This is a genomic window from Tepidibacter mesophilus (assembly GCF_002724055.1).
Taxonomy (GTDB): domain Bacteria; phylum Bacillota; class Clostridia; order Peptostreptococcales; family Peptostreptococcaceae; genus Tepidibacter_A; species Tepidibacter_A mesophilus.
The window spans coordinates 41,513-64,605 of sequence record NZ_BDQY01000012.1 but is presented as its reverse complement, the minus strand read 5'-3'; the positions used below and the strand labels follow the sequence as shown (position 1 = coordinate 64,605).

Genomic DNA, 23,093 nt, shown 5'->3' with positions numbered 1-23,093 from the left:
CGATAACCGTTATAACTTTAAAATTTATTTAACAATATCATTTTTTCTTTTATATATCCTAATATTATATTTTAAAGGAATATATTCATCACTTTTTTTCTAACTTAAACACAAAAACATCATTGTTATTAGTTTTCTATATTTCAGAAAGGTATAATACAATTTTTAAATGATCTCTATAAATGTACTTAACTCCCACAAAATTACTGATTTTTATCTTTTTACAATTTACTAAGCAATATATTTACTGTACTTTTAATTTTTTTGATTGTCTTATTTTATATTATTAAATACATCAACCATGCTCATTTTTATTTCATAATCTGTATTTGCAAGCGTATAATATGACTAAATCTTATCTTAAAATTTTTAGTTTCCAAAACACAAAACATATATTTATCTAACTTTCGCTCTTTAGCACCTCTAACACAAATGAATACAGCATTTTTCCTTATTTGAAGCTTAGAATCTTTATTGAAAAGATAAAAATTTATATTACTCTTTTAAATTCCGAGTCTAGACCAATACTTTAAATTTAAGGAATATATAGATTTTCAATAAATTCTGTGAAATCTCTGCTTATCAACCGTATACAGTCCATCTCTAATATTCCATCTTCTTCTATATAAGCCATGTCACAATGATAAATTGCACCCTTATCATTTCCTTCTACAGAAATGCATATTAAATTTTCTACTGGATCTATTCCTATAGGGAGGAACTTAGATGCTATTAATTTTCCTTCTTTATTGTATACACAATAATTTTTTTCAAGATTAAACCCTACCTCATCTGAAAGAGGGCAAAATAGCACAATTGAAGAAGTTATCATTCCATTATCATTTTCATCTTTAGTATCAAATCTTCTTCTATCAGTCTTTCCACCATTATTCAATAGTAAAAACTGTCTATAGTCATTAGGAAGTGTAAACCCATACTTTTTTTCAGAAGCTTCAATATCTTGTGCCTCAATAGATTTAAATGTATATTCAAATTTGATATTCATAACCATTCCTCCAAAAATTCATAAATTTATACCATTTTAATTTATCTTATCAGCATTTATACAAAAACTCATAATCTAATATATAGAAAATATTTATAACTAAAAACCCCTTATTTTCTGCATTAAAAATGTTTTAATAAGTTCTAGTAAGTTAAATGATTTTTCTGATGCTACTTCGTCTTCAAAAGGTGGATATGTTTTTCTTCAGGTGGCTTTAAGCTACTATTTTTGTTTTACAGTTATACTAACAAATTATATTATTTAATTTTCAAAGTTCAAAAATACATATGAAAATTGTATTAAATCCATACTGACTTATATAATTAATGTTATTTATAAATTAAATCTAAAAAAACAGTTATCATATGATAACCGTCATAGCAAAAAAATTATTTAATATTATTAAGTAAATCTTACTTTCACTTTTTAATTTCAAAAAAACAAACATCTATTTGTCCAAATTTCGTTCTTTAGCCCCTCTACCACAAATGAATACAACGTTTTTCCTTATTTAATTTTTACTTTTCATAGGCTCATTTCTTTTAAAATCTTAAAATTTTGAAACTCACTATCGCTCAAACAATCAAAATTTCTTAACAGATTTTAAAATCAATTTCACCTTGAAAACTTAAAAATTAAATAACAAGAAAAACTTATGTATTCACTTTGTGTTAGAGGTATTTTGTGGTTATTTACTTTCAATTCCATTGAAAAAATACAATATTATAAAAATATTAAATTAAGTTTTTATGTATTAATAAAAACTCTTTAAATAAACCATTTATTCGTCAATATTGTAATTTTTGAGATAGTTATACATTCTTTTATTTTTGCACCAGAAATTCAAATCACTCATTAAAACTCAATCCAACGACTTATGATAAATTACATTTCTTGAAGCTTTTGTTTTAGGTACTCGGCTATATCTGTTTGTCCTCTTTCAACGGCAAACTCATAAGCACCCATATTTTTCATATTATCACCCGTGTAACGTATAGATATATCTATCCCTGCTCCAATCAGCAGTTTCACAATTTCTTTGTGACCACCATATATTGCAGCAAAAAGAGGATTTCTATCTGGCTCACTAGTATCTATTTCAATGTTTTGATTAAGAAGATATTCTACTATATCATAATGCCCCTTTGTTGATGCTCTCTCAAGTGCATTAGTTGAAAAAGTACCGCCCTGTGAGTTAACATCAAAGCCTGTTTCAACTAGATATTTAACTATCTCTAAATGTCCTTGAGCTGACGCTACATGTAACCATGTTCCAAATGGTGTCATACTGTTTAGCATTTCTGGTTGTTTTTCAAGTATAGATTTCACTTCTTCTAGATTAGCCTCTTTAATAGATCCACGTAATTTTTTTGCAATTTGAATATTATCCATTCTACTTCCTCCCTTTGAATTTTTATTTTCTAGAAGCTGCTTGTTTACCAAGGTCTTCTAGTATTTCAACAAAGTCATCATAATCCCCACCTGCAGCATCAACAGCTTTCAATTGATTCACAACATTTTCTAATGCTGAAATATCATGTTGACCTTTAATTCTGTTTGGTGCCCAAATAAGGTTTTCTTTACCAATTATCGGGTCTATACCATGTTTTCTTAATATTTCTTGACCTTCTTGAACAATTTCTTGCTGAGCCTCACCAAGTCCTTTCTTAAATAGAGTATGATGTGCATGAGCATTTATCATATCAGCAGGTGGGTCACCAATTAACCCTTTAAGATACTTACCAAAATTAATTTTTAATAATTGCTCATTAAACTCCGAAGTAATACCTAGATTTTCCATATTTTTTTTAATTTCAGAAAGCTCATCTGCAGTGAACTTATTATTTTGAATGGCGTTCTTAAGCTTCCTCATCTTAGTAGTATTGATATTACCAGACACATCAACTACACCATCAAGATATTCGCTTACAGGTTTACCCTTACCTGATCCGCCAATCTTTTTTGATATATCATTATATATTTCAGATATCTTAATATTTTCTGTATCAAACCCTAAATTAAACTTAGTATTTGGCATTGTACCTCGAGAGTTAAAGGCAAATTGACGTTGACGTTCAAATTTTATTCTTGGAATCGGTACTTCTATATTTCCAATTTTTCCAGGTATTTTCTTAACTTCTTTTACTACTTTATCTATTTTGGTTACAACACTTGCTGGTACATTTTTTATACTTTTTAGTACATCATCTGCGAATTTTAGTTTATTAAGCTTATTTACAAGATCAGCTTTTTCTATTATACCAGCTACTTTTGCAAATGCTTTTGTTTTTGATATACCCTTTACAATATCTATGCCTTTGAGAGCCATTTGTAATTTTTGTGCCTGAACCATTTTTTCAATTTTTCCAACTGATGCAACTTTAGCTGGAATTACGATACTTCCTACTTCAAATACCGTTCTACCAAAAAATCTTGCTCTTGAATTTGCATCTCCGTGGATAACATTATCTACAAAAGATTTTCCTATTGCGTCTCCAATTGCTGTAACTGATGCTGGAAAACTTAAAATAATCTGTCCAAGTCCTTGTGCAGTTCTTATTGGATGTCTACACATATCATAGATCCCTGTAACCATATCAGTTACACCATCACCAACTCCACCTAAGAAATTACCTACTACAGATAGCATGGTTGGTTCCTCGACTTCTTCTTTAAAGTACCCCATGGCACCCGTGGTCGCTTCTCCATCTATGGGGTATTCGGGCTCAAAGATAGCGTCGGTAACAGCTTTGGGTTTGGTTGCTGCACTTATAAGAGCTAATGCACCTGCAACAAATCCTATTGCAACAGTCGCTCCAGCACCATATGTTGCTACTGTTGCTGCTATTCCTATACCTATTACTGCTACTGTTGCTACTGCTGCAAGTGCATTTCCCATAAGTTCTAGTAGATTAAATGGTTTTTCTGGAGCTACTTCTGGTTCGTCATCATCATAAGGTGGATAGGTTTCTCTTTGGGTTGCTTGTGGTACTATATCTGCACCTAGGAAGTTATGGCTTCCTTCTATGTAAAGAGATTTTTTGCTGTTAGTTTTTTGGGCTACGAGTTTTGTTTCTGCTTTTATGTTTATTTTTTTTGGTGTGTTAAATTCTATGCTGTCTTTTGCTGTAAGTGTAATAGTTTTATTGCTTAGTATTTGTATACCCTCGTTTTCATCTAAGGATATACTAAGAGGTTCTTTTGTGGCACCTTCTAGTTTTATGCTATCGGGTTTTATTGAAAGTTTATTTCCATGTTCACTTCTAAGGTATCTGTTATTTGGGTTATGTAATTCACTACAAGTTTTTGCATTTTTTCTTACACATGAATCGCAAAATGCATCTTCTTCTTTATTTGTTGGAAAATACAGATTTGTATGACTTCCAACTTGTGGCATAGAGTAAAGAGAGTTTCCCTTTACAGGTGAATATATGTAATCATGTGCTTTTTCTTTGTCTTGGTTTTTGTCTAAGGATAAGTGAACTTTAAGTGTTTCGCCACTTACACTTAGTACTTGTCCTTCTATTGATGCGCCTTTTATTTTATCATTGAAAATAGTATTTTGTCTTATAGCTTTTCGTTGTGATAGTATGTATTTATATATAAGTTCCCCTTTAATAATGTTTACATCTACGCTTGTTACATAAACATCTTTAGATTTAAAGATTATTTTGTCTCCTAATTTATATCTTTGATAGGTTTCTATTTCGTAATAGAAAAAATCCGTATCATTAAATCCGTTTTCAGATCCCCCACTTTTGTTGAAAAGTTCAAGGTTTTTGTAAGCTTTATAGGGTAGATTCTCTTTTATATTATATGTATTTCCCTCTTGATATCCAAGGTGAAGATGTGGTGTTTCTTTAAGTGTATCACATACCAAAATATCATTGAACATGCTACTTAATCTTTTTAGGAATTCAAAGTCTGTTTCTTGATATTGAATTATTGGTTTTCCTATTGGTGTTTTAAATTTTTCATGTGGATTGCATATAAAAGATGCATAGTTTTTTTTCATTATGTCAACAATATCAATGTATGTTGTATTTTTGTCTTGAAACGACTTAGTTCTTTTTTTAATATCCAATAATATTGTTGTAGATATAGCTTTTACTATAATATAGTATACACCATTTTCCATTTCTATTTCTAGACTATCAACAAAACCTGTGAACAAAACTTCATCTTTATTATAAACTTGTATCTTATCTTTAAAAGATGTGGTTATAATTTCAGATAAAGTATTATTTTGAGCACAATAATTGTGATTTTCTATTTCGTTTATGTTTTCAACGATACATCGTAAATATAGTTTTCCGTGTTCATTTATGGTATGTGATATATTAATGTCTTCTATATTTACTATGTTAAAACGAGATTTAATTTTTATATCTAAAAATCCAGACATATTCAACTCCTTTCCACTCACTCAAATTTCAAATATTTAAAGCGAATTACTTTATTCTTCTTGTTCAACTTGTCCTGAGTTTTCAAATGCTACACAACCACCATGTTCACATATTATGTAAGAATCAGTTTTTAGGGCACCTACACCATCAATAATACAGTCTTCTTTCACATTTTCCCAAACTCCAAGAAAATTCCTTTCGCATTTAAAGCCTTGAATTTCACCTCTTTTAGGCGATACTAGATTAATAACTTCAGCCCCTGAACTGCTTGAATTTGAACATATTCCAAAGTAAGGTATATTTTCAAGAGTACAATCATTTTGATTCATCTTTGGTTGATCTTTTATATATACTCCATGGCACTCGGGTAAGTTTATTTTTCTCTTATGAGAACCACAACTACAAATCATCCTCGCTCCCCTTACTACATAAGCATGTGTTTCTGCCATATTGCACCTTCTTTCTTATAACTACTTCACTTTAACCTCTTCAAGTTTAACCCCTATAAAAGATCTTCTAAGTATGCTTTCTGCTAGATCTAGGCTTACAACAATTTGAGTTTTTTCACCTTTGTTTATCTTAAAAATCTTTCTATCTTTTATCTTGTTTTTATCTAGTACAAGCTTTTTTATAACACTTTTATCTAGATTGAACTCACTTGATTCATGTAGTGTATCAATCTCGAAGAATATTGGTAGAAAGTATTTTCGTTGAACCTTATTAACTCTATCTATTAAAAAAACAGTTTTATAAATAATATTAGGTTCATATTTACTTATTAAGTCCTTTAATCCACTCGAAATAAGATAAATTTGTCTTTCTAGAACATCCATAAATACAGAGTTTTCACTTGCATTTACATGAAATATCATCATATCATCCAGTTTTTTGTAGTTTTCAATATTTATATTTCTTTTATCAACCTTACTAAATAAATCTATAATCATTGGAAAATCATTATATCGTTCATCTTGTTTTAATAAAAAATACTCCATTTTACCTCCAATTCAATATTTATTCTTCTACACTACTTTCACTCAGTACGAATTTTTTCATTATCTCAAAATTATCCTTATATTCACCAAATACCACTACTAATTCCTTATCTTTCTTTAACAAATCAAAGTTCTCACCTTTAAAAATTGTATCTATATTTTCTTTAAGAATTTCCTTTGCTAATAGATTATATTTTAAAGATTCGTATAGTTTAAAGTCTTCTACATCAATGCTAGTTACTTGTCTCATATACATTGAATCATCTTTTTTCTTTTCAATCTCATCCATTTTTTTAAACAATGGTTTAAATATAAAATTCATGTCAAAGTAACAATGACACTCATCTTCATCTAAAAAAATCCTATCATCATAGAAATCCACTCGATAATTTGAACTATTTCTTAATATTTGAGTTCTTAAAAATGAAATGAAAATATATTTTATAGGTTCTTTTTCTTCATTTTGCTGTAGCTTATATATTTCTTCACAGGTTTTATTTATGGTATTTTGAATATTGTCTATTATGGTATCCTTATTTTTGATATAGTCATCTTCTATCTCAATAAAGACTTCTTTATAGCTATTTTCTATGTAATTTTCATAAAAGTGTGTAATCTTGTCCATTTTATCTGCTTTTTTTATCATTTTACATTTACCTTAGAGCCACTTATATCTATTTTGTCTGCGATATTTATATTTGAGCTACCCTGTTTTAAATTTACACCTGAAGAACCCTTAATTGATATATTACTTCCACTTAAGATATTTATATCATCTTGTGCTGAAAGTGTTATTTTTTTATCACTGTTAATAACTATTCCTCCATCATCCAACAGTTTTATAAGTAAATTCCCATTAGCTACAATTTCAACTGCCCCTGGCTTAAATACAATCTCTTTTCCATGTTTAGTACTTATTCTTTTTATATTACTATCGCTACGCTTTGAACTATTTGTCTGTAAGTCAACACTACTTTTAGCATATGCTTTATCTTCATCCACACTAGGAAATTGAAGTATAACCCTATCATTTTTTTCTGGCATAAAGTAAAATCCACTACCATCTTTTGATGAATATGGAGTTGAATAGTTATAAAAAAACGCTTTTCCTTCATCGAATTTATTATCAATATCTAGCTTAACCTTAATCTTGTCCTTAGATATATCAACCACATTCCCCTCAAGTGAAAGCCCCTGAATCGAATCATTTTTTAATTTGGGAACAATAAATCCATTGTCATTCTTTAGCACACAAGTATTTTGTAATAAACCATCTATTAATTCGATTTTGCTTGAATATACACGATAGATTAAGTTTTTAAACTCAACCTTATTCCCTAACTCTACCATTTGATTTGTAATTACTTCATAGCTTATTAAGTCATTTTCATTTATATCTGATTTATAGTTTTGATTTATTATCTGATGTTCTTTAATATCTTTTTTAACCTTATAATTTGAAGCCTGTAATGGCTCGTTGCTTGTTATATCTGGTAACCCTATATGTATTTTTACTCCATCTAATCTTGAGTTAGCAATCACTGGCATATTAAAACTTGATGCAACTCTTTTTAAAAAGTCCCAATCTGTTTCATTATATTGCGCTAATATATGTTCAATACTAGAATCATTTGAAGCCATATCAATAAAAGTCCCCTGGTTGTATGACTTACTCATAGTATTGAAAAAATCTGTATATAACATTCCTTTACACTGATATGTTGTTTTCTTTTTCTTAAAATCTGCAAAACATGTGAATGAAGTTGCCTCCAAATTTAAAATTCTTAATTCTCCATTGTTTTCAATATCTATGTTTTTTACAGATCCTTTGAATATTATTTGATTTCCATCTTCCTTTTTCAACCCAACCTCTATAACTTGGTCTGAGGAAATGTTTTCAACATACTCGTCTTGCATTTCAAAGGGTATTATTCCTCTTAATTTGAGGATTGTATGTTCATTTATTTTTTGTGTAATACTTAGATTTAGAAGCTTTTCAAACTCAAATGAGGATACATATATTTGGTTATATGTTATAAAATCATTCATTTATTCTTCCTCCTTCACCCTTACACTCTTTACTATATCTAGAGCAACTTTTTTCCATACATCATGTTCATTGAATGGACATACAAAGTTTCCCATAATAGTTTCTTTTTTAAATTCAAAGAAAAACATTAAATTATATACAAAATCATCTATAGCACTATTTTTAAACTCTAAGCAACCTATGTTTTTTTCGTTTACATTAATAGTTTTGTTATCATATATAACATTTAGAGGATTTTGTTTTTTAATTATTTTTTCCATACTCTTTAGTAGTTCCCCAACTAATTCATTTGTTAGCCCGCTTTTTATATGTGTTAGTGTTATATTTATATTGTTTGAATCATCGGTTTTTATTATTTGAGGTCTTTTTACAGATGGATACTTTATATCTTGAATATCCATAGGCATGTCTATAAATTCTTTTGGTATTTTTAAAGATATTTGATCTTCAAAAAAATATGTGTCCACGAACTCATATGAATTATTATTTATAACTATTGGTCCTTCATTTATGTCTTTATTAAGTTTAGATTTATTTATTAATTCTATTATTTTCTCATCATCATATCCCATAAACTATACACCTTCCTAATTTATTTTATAATTCTGCTTCAGGTTCTTTTTTTAACATTTTAGTTTCACTTTCTATTGCTACTGTAAATGCCCCCAGCATATATCCCATAAAGCTCGAAATAAAACAAATCCAATTCCAAGTTGCATTAGATCCTAAATCAATCCTTTCACTGCTACCCTTACGTCTCATTGTTCTTGAAGAATTTGAAATAGAATCCTCCATATAAGTAACAAAATTGATTGGTTCTTCACTTCCATCAAATGTATAATTGCTAATGTGTTCACCATTGAATGAATAATTAATGTCCATATTACTATCAAGATAAGTACTTGTATAAACAAGGTAATGTACCCCAACAAAACCTATAACAATAATTAAACTTGACAAAATAATATGGACAGCTTTGTTTTTTGCTTTTTTACACGAAAATTTTACATCTGCAAAATAGCGCCCACAACTACTCAACGCACCAACACCAAACCCACCTATTGGAATAATAAAAAATGTAGTCAGGCTTATAAAATCCTGATTCCCAAGTGAAAGAATCAAATAGTTTGCCACTATTGCTATAATCGAACTTATAATCCATAAAATATAAAACATATAAACTCCTCCTTTATTGTCATATTCTAGCCATGAACATGTATTATATATTTTTAATCTAATAAAATTTTATTTGATATATAATTTCTATCTCTTTTTTCTCCTCTGTTATACTTGATATCTTGAAGAATTTCTACTAAAAACTTATACATTCTCTCATTTGAATACTCCTCATATTCTTGATCCAGTCTTGATGATATATAGCTTATAATCAATTCCTTATTTATTGCCTTTTCACTTTGAAGGCACTGCATACAAAACGATATATCTAGTGGATTGCTTAGTTTATATTTAAAAGCTTCTTTAGCGAAGTATTTTAAAACAGATGGAGATATTGTACTATTTTCATATGCTGCAAATTGTGAGTTGATGATATTTATAGTATTATACTCCGTTGTCATATCTTCAAAGTCAGTGTAATTATTTCTTAACTTTGCTCCTGCTTTCAATTTGAACCTACATATTTCTATTTCATCTTTATATACATTAGTATCATTATCTATGAATACCTTAGTTATATAACTCACAAAATCTTGATTTGAATCTTCTCCTATGAATTTAACTTTAAGTACCGATGTTTCATTTGTATGTGTGTATGGTATTTTATAATTTTCTTTCAATATGTATATATCTTCATCAAAGCAGATTATCCCAGGTGATATAATAATATAATCATCATTAACTGAAAGTCTGCATCCTATTAATATTCCATTTGCATATCCATTAATATGTACATTTACGATATCTTTTGGAAAATCTCTTATGCAATCCAGCATTTCAAGCTTTAATATTCTTCCTCTACTGAATACAGGGTATTTATTTGTAAACAATCTATCCCCTCTTTCTCTCTTCTATATAGCCAATGCAAAATTTAAATGATGTATGTAAAAATATAAGTGAATGCCTTTGAAAATTTTGTAAAAAAACTTGTTGCATGGAATAAAAAATCCGTTAAGAAACTTCTATGTCTGAGCCTTAGCGAGTTTTTGAAGTTTTAGGATTTTTTATGGAATTCAACTTAGTTTTTTCAAAATTTTCATTGTATGAGCGTTATTTTTGCATACATCATTTAAGCACTACGCTACTTTAATCCATCAAAGAAGTTAGTTTCCCAAGTTCCATTTTCAAAACTAAAGAATTCTTCTTTCCCTATAAGCAACATTTCATTATCTCTTAATACTGGTACTACACAAAATCCCCAATGATCTCTTTTTGCCCATACGAAGAACTTAACCTCTTTATTAACTATATTGTCTGTTTCTTCTTGTGTAATAATATCCTTGTACTTTTCTTCTATTTCATAAACTGTTGTTTTAGTAAACTCTTCTGGTTTATTCTCATACTCGTATTCATATCTTGTATGATTGTTTGCATCTTTTAGATAAAGCTTTAAAGTGATTCTTTGCATTGTTCTTGAAATACTTCCGCTTGTATTGTTCTTATCTAAGCTATGTATAAGTGTTTTTTCATCTCCTCTATGGTTGTAGGCACTTATTACATATGGAAGTGTCGGTATTTTGGTATTTATATTTACATTCATATAACCAAATTTCTTTGCTTGTAGATACTTAAGTGCTCCTTTTATACAGGTTAGCTTTAAGTCGTAATTTTCTTTTTGTCCTTTTTTATTTTTTCTAGATTGTATAATTCTACCCGGTATAAATTCCTTTAGTGCTTCTTTAAATATATCTACTTTACAGGATTGTCCAGTAAGTTTGATGATTGAGTATTCTAAAAGCTTATCTTCTTTATATATATTTTCTAAAAACTTTTTGATAATATTGTATATATCAGCCTTTAACAAAGTTTCTATATCGTATATATTTAATTTTAATTCTAAATTATCTTTTATTTGATTTAAGCAACCATCATTATATGTATGGATTTTCCATCTATCAAAATATATAATTTCTTTATCACAGTCAGTATCTTCTTTTGATGTAATAAGTATTTCTAAATTATGTTTGTTATTAAAAAATTCTTTTTTTACTTTCTCAGCTAATTCAAATAACAAGTAGTAGTTGCTTTTTACTTTGAAATAATCTTCACTACTTTTATTCTCATGATTTTTAAACTTAGTTGGTATTATGTCTTCTACTTTTTCATATTCCTCATCTAACCTTGTGTATATTTCACGTACTCCATGCTCATCTACAAATCTAAATAAGTCAATATCAAAATCATCCAATACATTTTTCTTAATGTTTTCCTCACTATTCATTAATCTGTGTGCAAACATGATTTTTATTAACTGTATTATCTTAAAGGTGAGGTTATTGCCTCCAAAGTCAGTATCTCCATTTTCATATGATGTTTGTATGTCTATTTCATAAGAGATTCTGTTGTTTTGTATATTAAAATCACAAGAGGATAAATCAGTAGTTCCTCCTCCACAATCTATAATTAATGCTTTATATGTCATTGCTTCTTTATATCTTTGTTTTTGTATTAATTCAGATATAGTATTGAATAATACTGCTGCTCCTTCATCTAACATATTTTCATATTCTATGTCATAGTCACTCAGTATTTCTTTAAAAAGCATATAAAATTTGTATTTTTGTTTTGATGGACATGATATATGTATTTTTTTAAAGTTATATTTGAATCTTTGTTTTGCAATATTTATAATATATTCAAGATAGGCTTTTATCATATGCTTTCTTTTTATAAAAGTCCTTTGTCCATTTATGTCTGTTATTTTTTCTTCTTTTTCATAATCACTTATCCATCTTTTTATATCATAGAATATGCATATTCCATCATCTACATAGCTTAGTTTGGATAACTTGATAGCATCATACCCAAATGTATATTCTACATTTTCGTCTTTTATAGACTTTATACCTACAACGCTTGGAATAAGAGGTGTTATGTTTAAATCATTAGAAGTTGTATCTATAACCTTAGCTACACTAATATCATCTAAGACTTCATTATTTGTATAAATTCCAGCTGTAGTATTAGTTGTTCCAAAGTCTATTGCAAGATGATTATCTGTATCCAGTAATTTTTTAATATTAAAATCCAGAACATTTAATTTATAAAGTTTTAAATATTTTGGTGTATTTTTAATATTGTTATTATATATGTCATATATAATATCTGATTCACGGTTATCAAAATATAGTAAGCTATACTTCTTATCAATACTTTTTGAAGCTTTTATATTTTCATTTTTTACTAAGTAATAGTTCTCATCGTTTCCGTTAATTAAGTTAAATATAGTACATATATTAAAGTCTTCATCTACCAATAAAATGTTTGATTCATCTAAATCGTCATTTGAACTTATAGTATAATTATCAAATATTTCTACACTTAATTTATCATACAGAATAATTTTTGCTGGTGAATTTATATTTTTATCATCCATTATTATTTTTTCTGCACTTTTTATAAAATCTTGTAATCTTTCAAGCCCAGTATCACTTTGATGCTTTATAAGTAAGCTTTCATTTATTCCTCTGTACCTCATGATAAGCCTTATAAGTTCTTCTTTATTTAATGGGTTTAGCAAATTTTTGATCAACTTTTCCTTTATACATATTTCTCTTAATTGAAATGTTGTCATTTTTGTTAGTTCATTTTCTTTATATCTACCTATTTTCGTATTTTCTTTTTTATCATTATTTTTATATAATTTGTATGAATATCCCATATTTTGATCACCTAAATTTCTTAATCTAGTACAACACCATATTCTCTATTTTCATAGTATCTTCTACTCCCAAAATTCCAAAATGGTATTGCCAATATAAAAACACTTTAAAATCTATATGTAAAAACAGATCCATTAACACATCTATCTTGTTTTCCAGTTCTTGTGTTCGTTTTTGTCCAATGTATATTAATATTTCTTTCTTATTATCATTATTTATGTAAGTAGTACTTTTTTTAAACATTTTGTTCACTATGCTCTTAAATATTTCTAACGATACTCCTGTTGTGTATAATTTTATAAGACTAGATATTACAATTTCTCTTTCTTTATCATTAAAGATTTGTATGCTTTTTTTTATCTTTTGAGAGAATATATTTTCTAATATATCTTTTATAATATATTTTTTATAATATTCTTCTTTAGAAAGCCCTTGTTTTAAATCAACATTTCCTAGGAAATGTATTAAAATATCAAATAATACTTCTCTTAGTTCAATGCTCTCCTCAAAATTAATATCAAATATATCTTTAAATATAGGAAAAAACCTATAGTATGGATTTATTTCTACTATAAGTGATTCATCAATTTCTGATTTGTTTAAATCTTCAAATGCAACTTCCATATATGGACTATATGTTTTTGCACATTTAAAAGTTATATTTTCTTTTTTTATATTTTGTTGGTCTGCTCTGACTAATATATCCCAGATGTAATTCATATTAATCTTCCTTCACACTTATATTCTGGATAATTAAGTTGTATTTGCGAGACTATAAAGCTTAATAAATCTCTTATTATAAAGCAGTTATTTTCTTTTAAAGTAAAATATAATATTAATCTTTTAGCATAATCCTGATCTCTTATCTCATCTATTATAAAAGAATTCATATCATAAGTTTCTTCTTTTAGATCATCTTTTATATCTACTATTTTTACATCTTTAAACTCAAGATATTTAGATACTTCAAATGAATTTATTGTTCTTATAAGCTCTGCCTTTGTTTTAATATTAACTTTATTTTTACTACTTAGCTTTTCTATAAAGCTTACTTTTTTTGAATTAGATACTAATTCATAACTGTATTTATCAAGTTTTGATTCCCTTATTTTTAATATTTTAAATATGTCCCAATCTCTAGCTTCTTCTATTTCACCTGTTATCATTAAGCTATCCTTTGTATGTCTTATATGATTTATATCTTCATTGTCATATACAACTAAATATCCATGTTCTACTCCTTCACTTTTCAAAGAAATAATATGCTCAAAATTTATTTTATCTTCACACGGCATAGGAAATCCTGTGCTTTTCAAAGTTCGCTCTTGTATATTCCAAATAGGAACCATATCATATTCTATGTATTTTCCAAATTCTCCAAAATCCACATTAACTTCTTGTATCATCTCATCTTTTGTAATACCTTCTTCATATTCAACTAATACTACATCAACTATTCTCGATATGTACGGTGCATTTATAGTTGTCCATGGTATATTATTTCTTATAAACATTTGATATAGTTTGTATATTTGATTTTTGTACTCTGTATTTGTTTTTATCTTAAAACAAGCTTCATAGTCATTCTTATTTGTTTTGATATTACCTTTAAATACTACATTGTCTTTTAATATATCTTTAAATATTAAATAATCACATTTAAAAAATACTTTGAACATATTTACTTGCTTGTTTTCAATCATCGTCTCCAATATATACTTAAGGTCATATTCTTTATCCTGTATATCTTCTTTTATCATTGGAGCTAAGAAATAATGTATAGGATCAAAATCTTGTTTTTTTACTATACTTGTATATACACTATAGTTTTGTTGAGTATATTCAATTTCTTCAAAGACTCTATCTTCAAGAGAAGTATACATATTCTCGCTATGCTCATATAACGGTATGAATACTTCACTCAATAATTCTTTTAACAAAGCCCTGTCTTTTAAATTTTCAAGTTTATTTATTTTTTCATGAATGTTATCTTTCATTTATCCTCCTACTTTTATAAGTTTTTTGGATTTTTTTTATCTATTAAAGTATTTATTACTTTTATTTTTTCTTCTACTGATTTTAAATCATCTTCTAAATTAGCTTCCTCATATATGTCTTTTGCAAATAAATATAGTATTTTAGCTTCATTTAAATTCCCTTGATCAAATTTAGTATTTGCATCTTTTACATATGTATCTGCTTTTGCTTTTTTTATAGTAGCTTCTTGTATTTTTTTGTCTGTCAATAGTATTTTCTTTTCTAATTCATCTGAAAAACTATACATTCCTATTTGCTTATATATCTCTTGAGCCATAATATAATACATCTTTGAATCATGATAACTTCCAATACTATAGCTTAAATCACCTTTTTTAGCCATTTCTATAGCATTAAGTTGAGCATCAAGTTTTTCTTTAGCTTCTTTTTCTTCTTCTTCATCTGTTTTAGCTTGTTCTTCTTCTAAAGCTTTTTCCTCTTCTTTTTCTTCTTTTTGTTTTTTTGCTTCATCTTCATTTATTTTATCTAATTTATCTTGAGCTTCTTGTTTTGCTTCTTTAAAAAATATTTTAGCAGCTAAATCTCTTGCAATTGTATAATCTTGTTTAGCTCCTTGTATATCTTCAAACTCCATTTTTTTATCTGCTTGCTTTAATACATCAAGGACTAGTATATGTTGATTTGTTTTATTAGATTGTTCATTAATATAGTCTTTTCCTAAGTTATCTGCATAATAACCTTTTTCTTTTGCATTTAAATATTCATCTAAAGCATCTTGATATTTTGAATCTTGAAGATATTTGTCTGCATTAATAATTATTTCTGTAAGTTTAAAGTATTTATCTATGTCACTTCTTTTCTCTTCTAACTTTAATTTTTTAGCTAAATCTAGAGCATTTTTATATTCTTCATTTGCTCTTATAAAATTCTCATCTTCTATATAATTGCTAGCGTTTTTTATACAATAATTCATTTCATTTATTTGTTCAGTTCTTTTTTTATTCTTGAAATAAAATACTGAACAAACAATTAATATAATCAAAATTATTGGAATAAGTGTAAGTACAATCTTTTTTATTTTTTGCTTTAATTTTGGATTTTCATATATTTTATCTATAAATATAACCGCAAGTGTGTAATTTTCAAGGTCTTTAGGTTGCTTCGATAAAAGCATATCCTCTACATTATCTATAACTTCTTGTGACTCAGTTGCTTCAACTAGTCCATCTCTTATTTCAGAACTATCTATATTTTCCCAAATACCTTTAGTTAAAAGAGTTATAATATCTCCATTTTTCAATTTTATTTTTTTTGATATATATGGTGTCAAATTTTGGTCTTGTCCTAAATAACAATATAAATTATTTCTTTCTTCGTGATTTGCAAGTTTATCAAGTTGTACTTTTTCTTTATCAACCAATTGTTGAGTTAATGACTGATCTTGGCTCTTATATTTTAAGAACCCTTCTCTAAATAAACAAAACCTAGTATTTCCTACAAATGCATATCTTATTTTTACATAGTTAGTAACAACTATAGTAAGAGATGCTTTTAATCTTAAGTTTTTGCTTTGCTCTATCAATTCTTTATTAGCAAGATTTAATAATTTTTTTAAAAACCCTTTTCTCATACTAGGTGCTTCACTAAAATTACTTATTATATTAGATACTGCTATCTTTGCACTATCTAAATCTGCATCACTGTCTATTCCATCTGCAATTACATATATTGCAAATTTGTCTAGTTCCACAAATGCAAAGTAATCTTTATTTTGTAAAAAACTACCTGATTCTGATATAAATGTTGTTATGAATTTCGAATTTATTTTTCTCATTATATTACACCCTTATTTTTAATGTCCTTTATATTTCATTACAATAATACTAGCATTATCTTTATTTTCTAAATAAATATCATTTAACTTATTTATTATATTTTGTGCTATTTGATTACATGTTAAATTTTGTTTTAAAATATATTCAAGATTATTCCATGGCACATAATTATGTACTCCATCACTCATTAATATAATTATATCTTCTTTTTTTAGTTCTATTGGTACATCATACACTTCTATATCTTTAAACCCATCTTGTCCTACATAATTCAATAATCTCTTTTCTTTTAATGCCCAAAGTGCATGTTGTTTACTTATTTTGCCTTCATAAAATCCTTTTTTAGCAAGTACATTTGCAGTATGTCCTTCACTTAAGGATATAAGTTCATTATTCCTAAAAACTGCAATCATTGTGTTTCCAACTAGTGCATAATGTAATAGGTTATCTATAACAATTGAACATACTATACTTGCCCCACCTTGATTATCATCTAACTTTTTCAAAATCTCTCTATTTGTTATATTAAAAGCTCTTTTAAAAAAATAATTAATATTTGAAATTGAGTTATCATGTTTAAAAAGTTCTACAAATATTTTTGTTGCTAATAGACTTGAAAGCTTACCAGCTTTATTTTTTCCTCTTCCATCTGCTAAAACTGATAATGTTGCATTGTCTATACAAGCTATATCCATAGAATCTTCTTGAAATTCTCTATCACCAATTAAAGAAGCTTTTCCTATTTCTAATTTACTTAACTTAATATTTTTAGCTTTTAAGCTTATAATTTCTCTTATTAAGATTAATCCAACTATTATACTAATTAAAATAACTAACTCTTTCATACAGGTTACTCCCTACCTATATCATCCCACTCAAAGTGTTCACCACAAAATGGAATAAATAAAAATTTACTATTCCCAAGTTCTATTACATCATATGGTGATAATTGCGTTGGAACATATACTGCATCATCATTTAAATAGGCAATACCTGATGCATCTCCTGGTAACAAAACTGAATTTCTCTTTTTAGGATCGTATACTACAATAGCATGATTTCTTCTTGAAATTTTGTTATCACCTAAAATTTGTATGTCCATATCATCAGATCTACCTATAAAATTTTTGCCTTCTTTTATTTTATAATCTTTTCCCACTCTAGATCCTTCGATGCAAACAAGCCAACCGCATACGGGCTGTACTTCTTCTTTTAATAGTTCATATTCAATATCAAAATCTTTTGAAGGTAATTCTGGTTTTTCCTTTAACGCTGTTTCTATATTACAATAAGGACATATAGTTCCGTATCTTCTCGAACTGAACATATGCCCATTTTGACATCTAATAAGGCTCATTTACTAACACTCCGTTTCATCATCTAATCAAAAGTTTAGTTTTAGCTATAAAGACGACATCTCCTTTAAATATTGTACAAGGTTTATCTTTTGATAATTTATACCTTATTTTGTCTTCAACTTTTTCTATGCTAATACCATTTTGTGAATATAAATCTTCTATATACCAACTACCTGATGCAAAATTCAAAACTGCGTGTTGCGAATCTATTAATGATGCATATGTAGCTTCACTTAAATCTATATCAACTTCATTTTCTTTATTATTTTTACCTATTAGTAAAGCTGTTTTATTAAACAAATCCCATTCTTTTATTATTTGATTTTCTTCATTTACTAGTGCCAGACTACTTATATTATTAATGGTTTTTACATCATCAATTTCAATAGGGTCTGTTAATTTTGTAGTGAATACTCTTATCATATAAACAGCTGCTATTATCCCAAGCAAGTACATTGATGTGTTTTTTATTAATTTGTTATCTATATTCATATATACATATATACCTGTCATTATTGAAATAATAGATATTGTAAAGTCAATAATTTTTATGTTATTTGAAATCGACTTTTTCAAAGTCATCAACTCCATTAATCTCTTTTTACTTTAAAGAAAGAATTAAAAATATTTGTTGTATCAAAAGGGTCTTTCCTTTTATTTACAAAATTTTCTTTTGTCTCTTTAGTTTTTGGATTAAAACCAAAGAATCTTTCAAATTCAAAGTCTACGTTCATTCCATCTGGTTTTTTCATATTTTCTTTTTTATCTTTACTAAAATTATCATTTGTTTTATTTGTTTTTTTGAAATTTAATAATTTATTATCATATTCTTTTCTCTTTTTTTCATCACTTAATATTTCATATGCCTGTGCTATTTCTCTAAACTTGTCACATGCATTTTTATCATCTGGATTTATATCCGGATGATACTTTTTAGCTAGTTTTCTATATGCCTTTTTTATTTCACTTTGAGATGCATTTTTATCAATTTCTAATATCTGATATAAATTTTTCATAACTTTTATCCTTTATCAATATAGATGTCCTAAAAAGGACATCTATATATTTTTTTAGGCTCCATATCCGCCTTCTATAGTTACTTTGTCTAACTTATCTTTTTTCTGTTTGATAACTAACTCAAATGTTCCTACACCTTCTGTATCTCCAAAAGATTCTTTATAATCTACTACAAATGCATTTGGGAAGAATATTTTTCTTACTACTTGATCTGCTGATATTACTTGTACTGTAACTTTTCTATAGCAATCTGCTTTTTCTGCAGATACTAATGACCAAAGTCCCATTTGTCTTGTACTATCAAAAGGATCTCCATCTACTGCTGTTAATATCTTTCCACTAATAACCATTGTAGACCCTACATCTTTTGTACGTGCATTTGAATCTGTAGGTATATCTGTTTTTAATTTTACTGTTTGTACACTTTCAACACTAAGGTCTATAGTTTCAGCACCTTCAATTTTTACTCTAAAACCCATATTTACACATCCTTTCTGCGATTTTTATATTTTACTATAATTCAAATCCACCTTCTAATTTTACAGCTGGAGTCTTATCTTTCTTTTGTTTCATATGTAAGTAGAATGTTCCTACTCCTTCTTCATCACCATAATCTTCTGTATAATCTACTATAAAAGCATTTGGTAAATCAATCTTTCTCACCACTTGTGATGCTGATATTACATCTACAGTTACTTTTCTGTAACAATCAGCTTTTTCTCCAGGTACTAATGACCACTGAGCAAGTTTCATTGTAGCATCTGCTTCTTCTCCATCTACTGCTGTTAATATTTTTCCTTTAATTATTAAAGATGTACCAAGATCAGTAGAGCGTGCATTTGAATCATTTGGTGTATCTGTGTTAAATTCTACTGTTAATATGTTTTCAAGTCCTAAGTCAATAGTCTCAGGTCCTTCAACTTTAAGTCTAAATCCCATAAAATTTCCTCCTTTTTTTATTTAATATATATTTATTAATACTTAAACAGTATCAATATCTAAGTTAGTGTTTCACTTTATTTAGCTGCACTTGTACTCTTTGTAATTGTAACTTCAAGATTTTTAACATTTCCATTAAATACAAGGTCTATATAACATAAATTACTCTCATCATCTATTACGTAGTTTAAATCATCCCCGTCTTGAATGATTGAGTTTTCTGATTGCTTAGAATTTATCCATTTACTCTTTTGACTGTTTGGATTACTACTAAAGAATTTAACAATATTATCTTGCTTAAAGTCATTTGTTTGGAATCTTAGTATTCTCTCAATATAAGTACTTACAAGGGTTTTATAAATAGAATCAAATCCATCTTCTGTAAGTGCAAGACTTCTAGCTTTATAAACAGTTATTCTTTTTATATCTTTCCCATCTAACTGTGCATTTTCAGATGAGAAAACAAATCCAAAGTTTCTTCTATTTATAGAATCTTTTATATTATTTGTAAATCCTGATATTTCTTTGGCCATAGTTGTTACTACCTTTAAATTGTTCTCACCTGATTCTATATCAAATCTAACCCCTGGATATTCTCTATTAATATTTTTAAAAGATTCTTTCAAATATTCTGGGCATTGATACGAAGCTACTATTCCAGCCGCTATATAAGCAGCATCTACATATACGCCTTCTATCCATAACTTTAATATGTCTTCTTTTTCTTGTGATAGTTTTACTCCCTCATTTGTTTGTAACATCTTACTATCTATTACTAATCCAGATTTATCTTTAGGAATTATTGTAAAGTTTGGCATACAAGGTATAGTAAATTCACTATAATCTTGACGAGTTAACATCTCACATTTTTCCATGTACTTATCGATTCCCGCTGTAGCCATGTTATTGAATGTCGTATCTTCATTAGCTTGGAAATTAAAGAATGTTTGCACCTTATATTTTTTTATTACTTCAAGAAGTGCAGTCAATGACTCTATTGTATTTCCTTCTTTATTTGTAGATTGTTGATTTCCTCTGAATCTTTGTCTTCTAGTCTTTACTTGCCCTACAGACTCCATTTCTATAGCTGGAACTATACCAAACCAAATTGTATCATTAAAATCATTTTTAGCATTTACAGTATTTAAATAAGTCTCTAATCTAGGTACATTATTATTTTTTACTGTCATGTCTAATTTACTATTTGTAATAATTAAAGTTGGTTGCATTCCTTTATTTTTAGTGTCATATTGGTTGAAAAACATTTTTATACCCAATATTTTTTCTACTAATGGTTTTGCTGTCTTTACAAAATCATCTTTTGCTTTTTTATAAAATTCAAGATAAGTATTGTAGTTTTGAACTTCTCTTTCTATATCTATTTCTGATTGTACTGCAGGTAAAGGACAAAATGTTCTTACTACAAGATCTTTTACATAATCAGATTTACTTTCTGTAATAGCATCATAATCTTCTTCGAACACACCAACAAGGCTGTTATTTCCTTCTTCATTCATAACCATCAAGTCTGTGGAATCACTCTTTGGTGCTTCTAATATTTTCAATTCCCCATTATCACCCATAGTTAACATACCAATTTGTATTGCCTCTGCTTCATCTCCATCTTGAGTTTTCCCAAATAAAAGTCTTGTCTTAATATCTTCTATTGCAAGAGGTAGCATAGCCATAACATTATTATAATTTTGACTAGCTTCTTCAAATTTATAGTTAAGTTTGTCTCCAAGTTCAAGTTTCTTTGGATCCTCTTCTTCTAATTCTTCATATTTATTATAAAGATAATGTACTTCTTTTCTTACCTGCTTTATATCTTCAATTATTTTTTTTGGTGATATCATATCTAGTACTTTTTCAAACTTGAAATCAACATTTTTTATACCTTGACTTCGCTTTGCATCTATAAGCGTAAATAACATTTTTAAGAAATCATTATCTTGATTAAGCTTAATTTCTGAAATGCATTCATCTGAAAGATTTTCAGGTTTTTCTAGTGTGTAAACTACATTTTGATTTGCAGCATTATAAAAAGAGTATACGCTTGGAGAAAATTTTTCTAAAAACTCATCAAAATTTTTCACAAGAAGATGTTCATTAATTTCTTTTATTTTTTCATCACTTAAACTGTCTATCCCTTTGACATCTCCGACAATTGTAATAAGATCGAGTTTTTCTGGATTAATCTCCTCAAAAAGTATACTTCTATTCGTTTGGCGAATAGTATCCATTTTAAACCTCCTTATATATTTTCTATGATTTTGAATAATAGCTTATTTTTAAAAGTTTATGATTTTTTTTACAATTATAAAGAAAATATTACCATATGATTTCTTTTATTTCAATATCTTACATTATTTTTGGTACTTATTTCCTATAATATAAAAAATATAATTCTTTTTGAAAAAACGTTAAAAAAGTGATTTTCATATAATCATTTTCCTTTTTTATTCAATTAAACTCTATTTTTATAACAACATATCAAATCTTGAACTAAATATAATTTTAAATTTCAAATAAATTTGATAAATCAATACATAAGTAGTTTTCATATAACTAAACCACTTGTTTATTCAATCAAACTCCTTTTATATGACTCTTTTGAAATTTGCGTTAATTTTATGAATTTTGTATCATTT

At 27.3% G+C, this 23,093-nt stretch carries 20 protein-coding genes and 1 pseudogene; all 21 read right to left on the bottom strand.

The genetic code is table 11. From position 1 onward, the window contains the following. Positions 1-535: 535 nt before the first annotated feature. The 21 genes and pseudogenes from Tmeso_RS09240 to Tmeso_RS09140 all read right to left on the bottom strand — a co-directional run bounded on the left by Tmeso_RS09240 (position 536) and on the right by Tmeso_RS09140 (position 22,685). Positions 536-1,006 carry an SMI1/KNR4 family protein gene (locus Tmeso_RS09240; protein ID WP_099190472.1) on the bottom strand — a complete coding sequence of 157 codons (471 nt, stop codon included), beginning with the start codon at positions 1,004-1,006 and terminating at the stop codon, positions 536-538. Positions 1,007-1,891: 885 nt separating this feature from the next. Then, complete coding sequence (locus Tmeso_RS09235; protein ID WP_099190469.1) at positions 1,892-2,398, bottom strand: ankyrin repeat domain-containing protein; 507 nt, start codon at positions 2,396-2,398, stop codon at positions 1,892-1,894. A 22-nt stretch (positions 2,399-2,420) separates the two neighbouring features. Then, entirely contained in the window at positions 2,421-5,411 is a 2,991-nt protein-coding gene (locus tag Tmeso_RS16710; protein ID WP_207653842.1) for a hypothetical protein, read from the bottom strand. 51 nt (positions 5,412-5,462) lie between these two features. After that, positions 5,463-5,861: a DUF4280 domain-containing protein gene (locus Tmeso_RS09225; RefSeq protein WP_099190467.1), complete on the bottom strand. Its 399-nt coding sequence runs from the start codon at positions 5,859-5,861 to the stop codon at positions 5,463-5,465. 21 nt (positions 5,862-5,882) lie between these two features. Continuing rightward, positions 5,883-6,407, bottom strand: coding sequence for an imm11 family protein (locus tag Tmeso_RS09220; RefSeq protein WP_099190464.1), 525 nt, complete (start codon positions 6,405-6,407; stop codon positions 5,883-5,885). A gap of 19 nt (positions 6,408-6,426) precedes the next feature. Continuing rightward, positions 6,427-7,053: a hypothetical protein gene (locus Tmeso_RS09215; protein ID WP_099190462.1), complete on the bottom strand. Its 627-nt coding sequence runs from the start codon at positions 7,051-7,053 to the stop codon at positions 6,427-6,429. Then, complete coding sequence (locus tag Tmeso_RS09210) at positions 7,050-8,456, bottom strand: phage baseplate assembly protein V (protein WP_099190460.1); 1,407 nt, start codon at positions 8,454-8,456, stop codon at positions 7,050-7,052. Before Tmeso_RS09210 ends, Tmeso_RS09215 begins: the two co-directional genes overlap by 4 nt. Continuing rightward, positions 8,457-9,029, bottom strand: coding sequence for a hypothetical protein (locus tag Tmeso_RS09205; protein ID WP_099190458.1), 573 nt, complete (start codon positions 9,027-9,029; stop codon positions 8,457-8,459). A 25-nt stretch (positions 9,030-9,054) separates the two neighbouring features. Then, positions 9,055-9,633 (bottom strand): hypothetical protein, encoded by a 579-nt coding sequence (locus Tmeso_RS09200; RefSeq protein ID WP_099190456.1) that lies wholly within the window; start codon positions 9,631-9,633, stop codon positions 9,055-9,057. A gap of 53 nt (positions 9,634-9,686) precedes the next feature. Continuing rightward, complete coding sequence (locus Tmeso_RS09195) at positions 9,687-10,463, bottom strand: hypothetical protein (RefSeq protein ID WP_099190454.1); 777 nt, start codon at positions 10,461-10,463, stop codon at positions 9,687-9,689. 251 nt (positions 10,464-10,714) lie between these two features. Further along, positions 10,715-13,294, bottom strand: a complete 2,580-nt coding sequence (locus Tmeso_RS09190; protein ID WP_099190452.1) for an acetate and sugar kinases/Hsc70/actin family protein — start codon at positions 13,292-13,294, stop codon at positions 10,715-10,717. Between the two features lie 25 nt (positions 13,295-13,319). Beyond that, positions 13,320-14,015 (bottom strand): hypothetical protein, encoded by a 696-nt coding sequence (locus Tmeso_RS09185; protein WP_099190450.1) that lies wholly within the window; start codon positions 14,013-14,015, stop codon positions 13,320-13,322. After that, positions 14,012-15,292, bottom strand: a complete 1,281-nt coding sequence (locus Tmeso_RS09180; RefSeq protein WP_099190448.1) for a normocyte-binding protein — start codon at positions 15,290-15,292, stop codon at positions 14,012-14,014. Before Tmeso_RS09180 ends, Tmeso_RS09185 begins: the two co-directional genes overlap by 4 nt. A 14-nt stretch (positions 15,293-15,306) precedes the next feature. After that, positions 15,307-17,127 carry a PP2C family protein-serine/threonine phosphatase gene (locus Tmeso_RS09175; protein WP_099190446.1) on the bottom strand — a complete coding sequence of 607 codons (1,821 nt, stop codon included), beginning with the start codon at positions 17,125-17,127 and terminating at the stop codon, positions 15,307-15,309. A gap of 18 nt (positions 17,128-17,145) precedes the next feature. Further along, positions 17,146-17,973, bottom strand: a complete 828-nt coding sequence (locus Tmeso_RS09170; protein WP_099190444.1) for a PP2C family protein-serine/threonine phosphatase — start codon at positions 17,971-17,973, stop codon at positions 17,146-17,148. A 5-nt stretch (positions 17,974-17,978) separates the two neighbouring features. After that, complete coding sequence (locus tag Tmeso_RS09165) at positions 17,979-18,485, bottom strand: FHA domain-containing protein (protein WP_099190442.1); 507 nt, start codon at positions 18,483-18,485, stop codon at positions 17,979-17,981. A gap of 19 nt (positions 18,486-18,504) precedes the next feature. Continuing rightward, the gene (locus Tmeso_RS09160; protein WP_187296289.1) at positions 18,505-19,062 is read right to left on the bottom strand and encodes an FHA domain-containing protein; all 558 of its coding nucleotides are present in this window, start codon (positions 19,060-19,062) and stop codon (positions 18,505-18,507) included. A 245-nt stretch (positions 19,063-19,307) separates the two neighbouring features. Further along, a pseudogene (locus Tmeso_RS17165) lies at positions 19,308-19,502 on the bottom strand (DnaJ domain-containing protein); the annotation flags it as partial. Positions 19,503-19,556: 54 nt separating this feature from the next. Further along, positions 19,557-19,982, bottom strand: coding sequence for a membrane-associated protease 1 (locus tag Tmeso_RS09150; RefSeq protein ID WP_099190436.1), 426 nt, complete (start codon positions 19,980-19,982; stop codon positions 19,557-19,559). A 34-nt stretch (positions 19,983-20,016) separates the two neighbouring features. Beyond that, positions 20,017-20,442 (bottom strand): membrane-associated protease 1, encoded by a 426-nt coding sequence (locus tag Tmeso_RS09145; RefSeq protein ID WP_099190434.1) that lies wholly within the window; start codon positions 20,440-20,442, stop codon positions 20,017-20,019. A gap of 77 nt (positions 20,443-20,519) precedes the next feature. Beyond that, the gene (locus Tmeso_RS09140; protein WP_099190432.1) at positions 20,520-22,685 is read right to left on the bottom strand and encodes a transcriptional regulator; all 2,166 of its coding nucleotides are present in this window, start codon (positions 22,683-22,685) and stop codon (positions 20,520-20,522) included. Between the last annotated feature and the right edge of the window lie 408 nt (positions 22,686-23,093).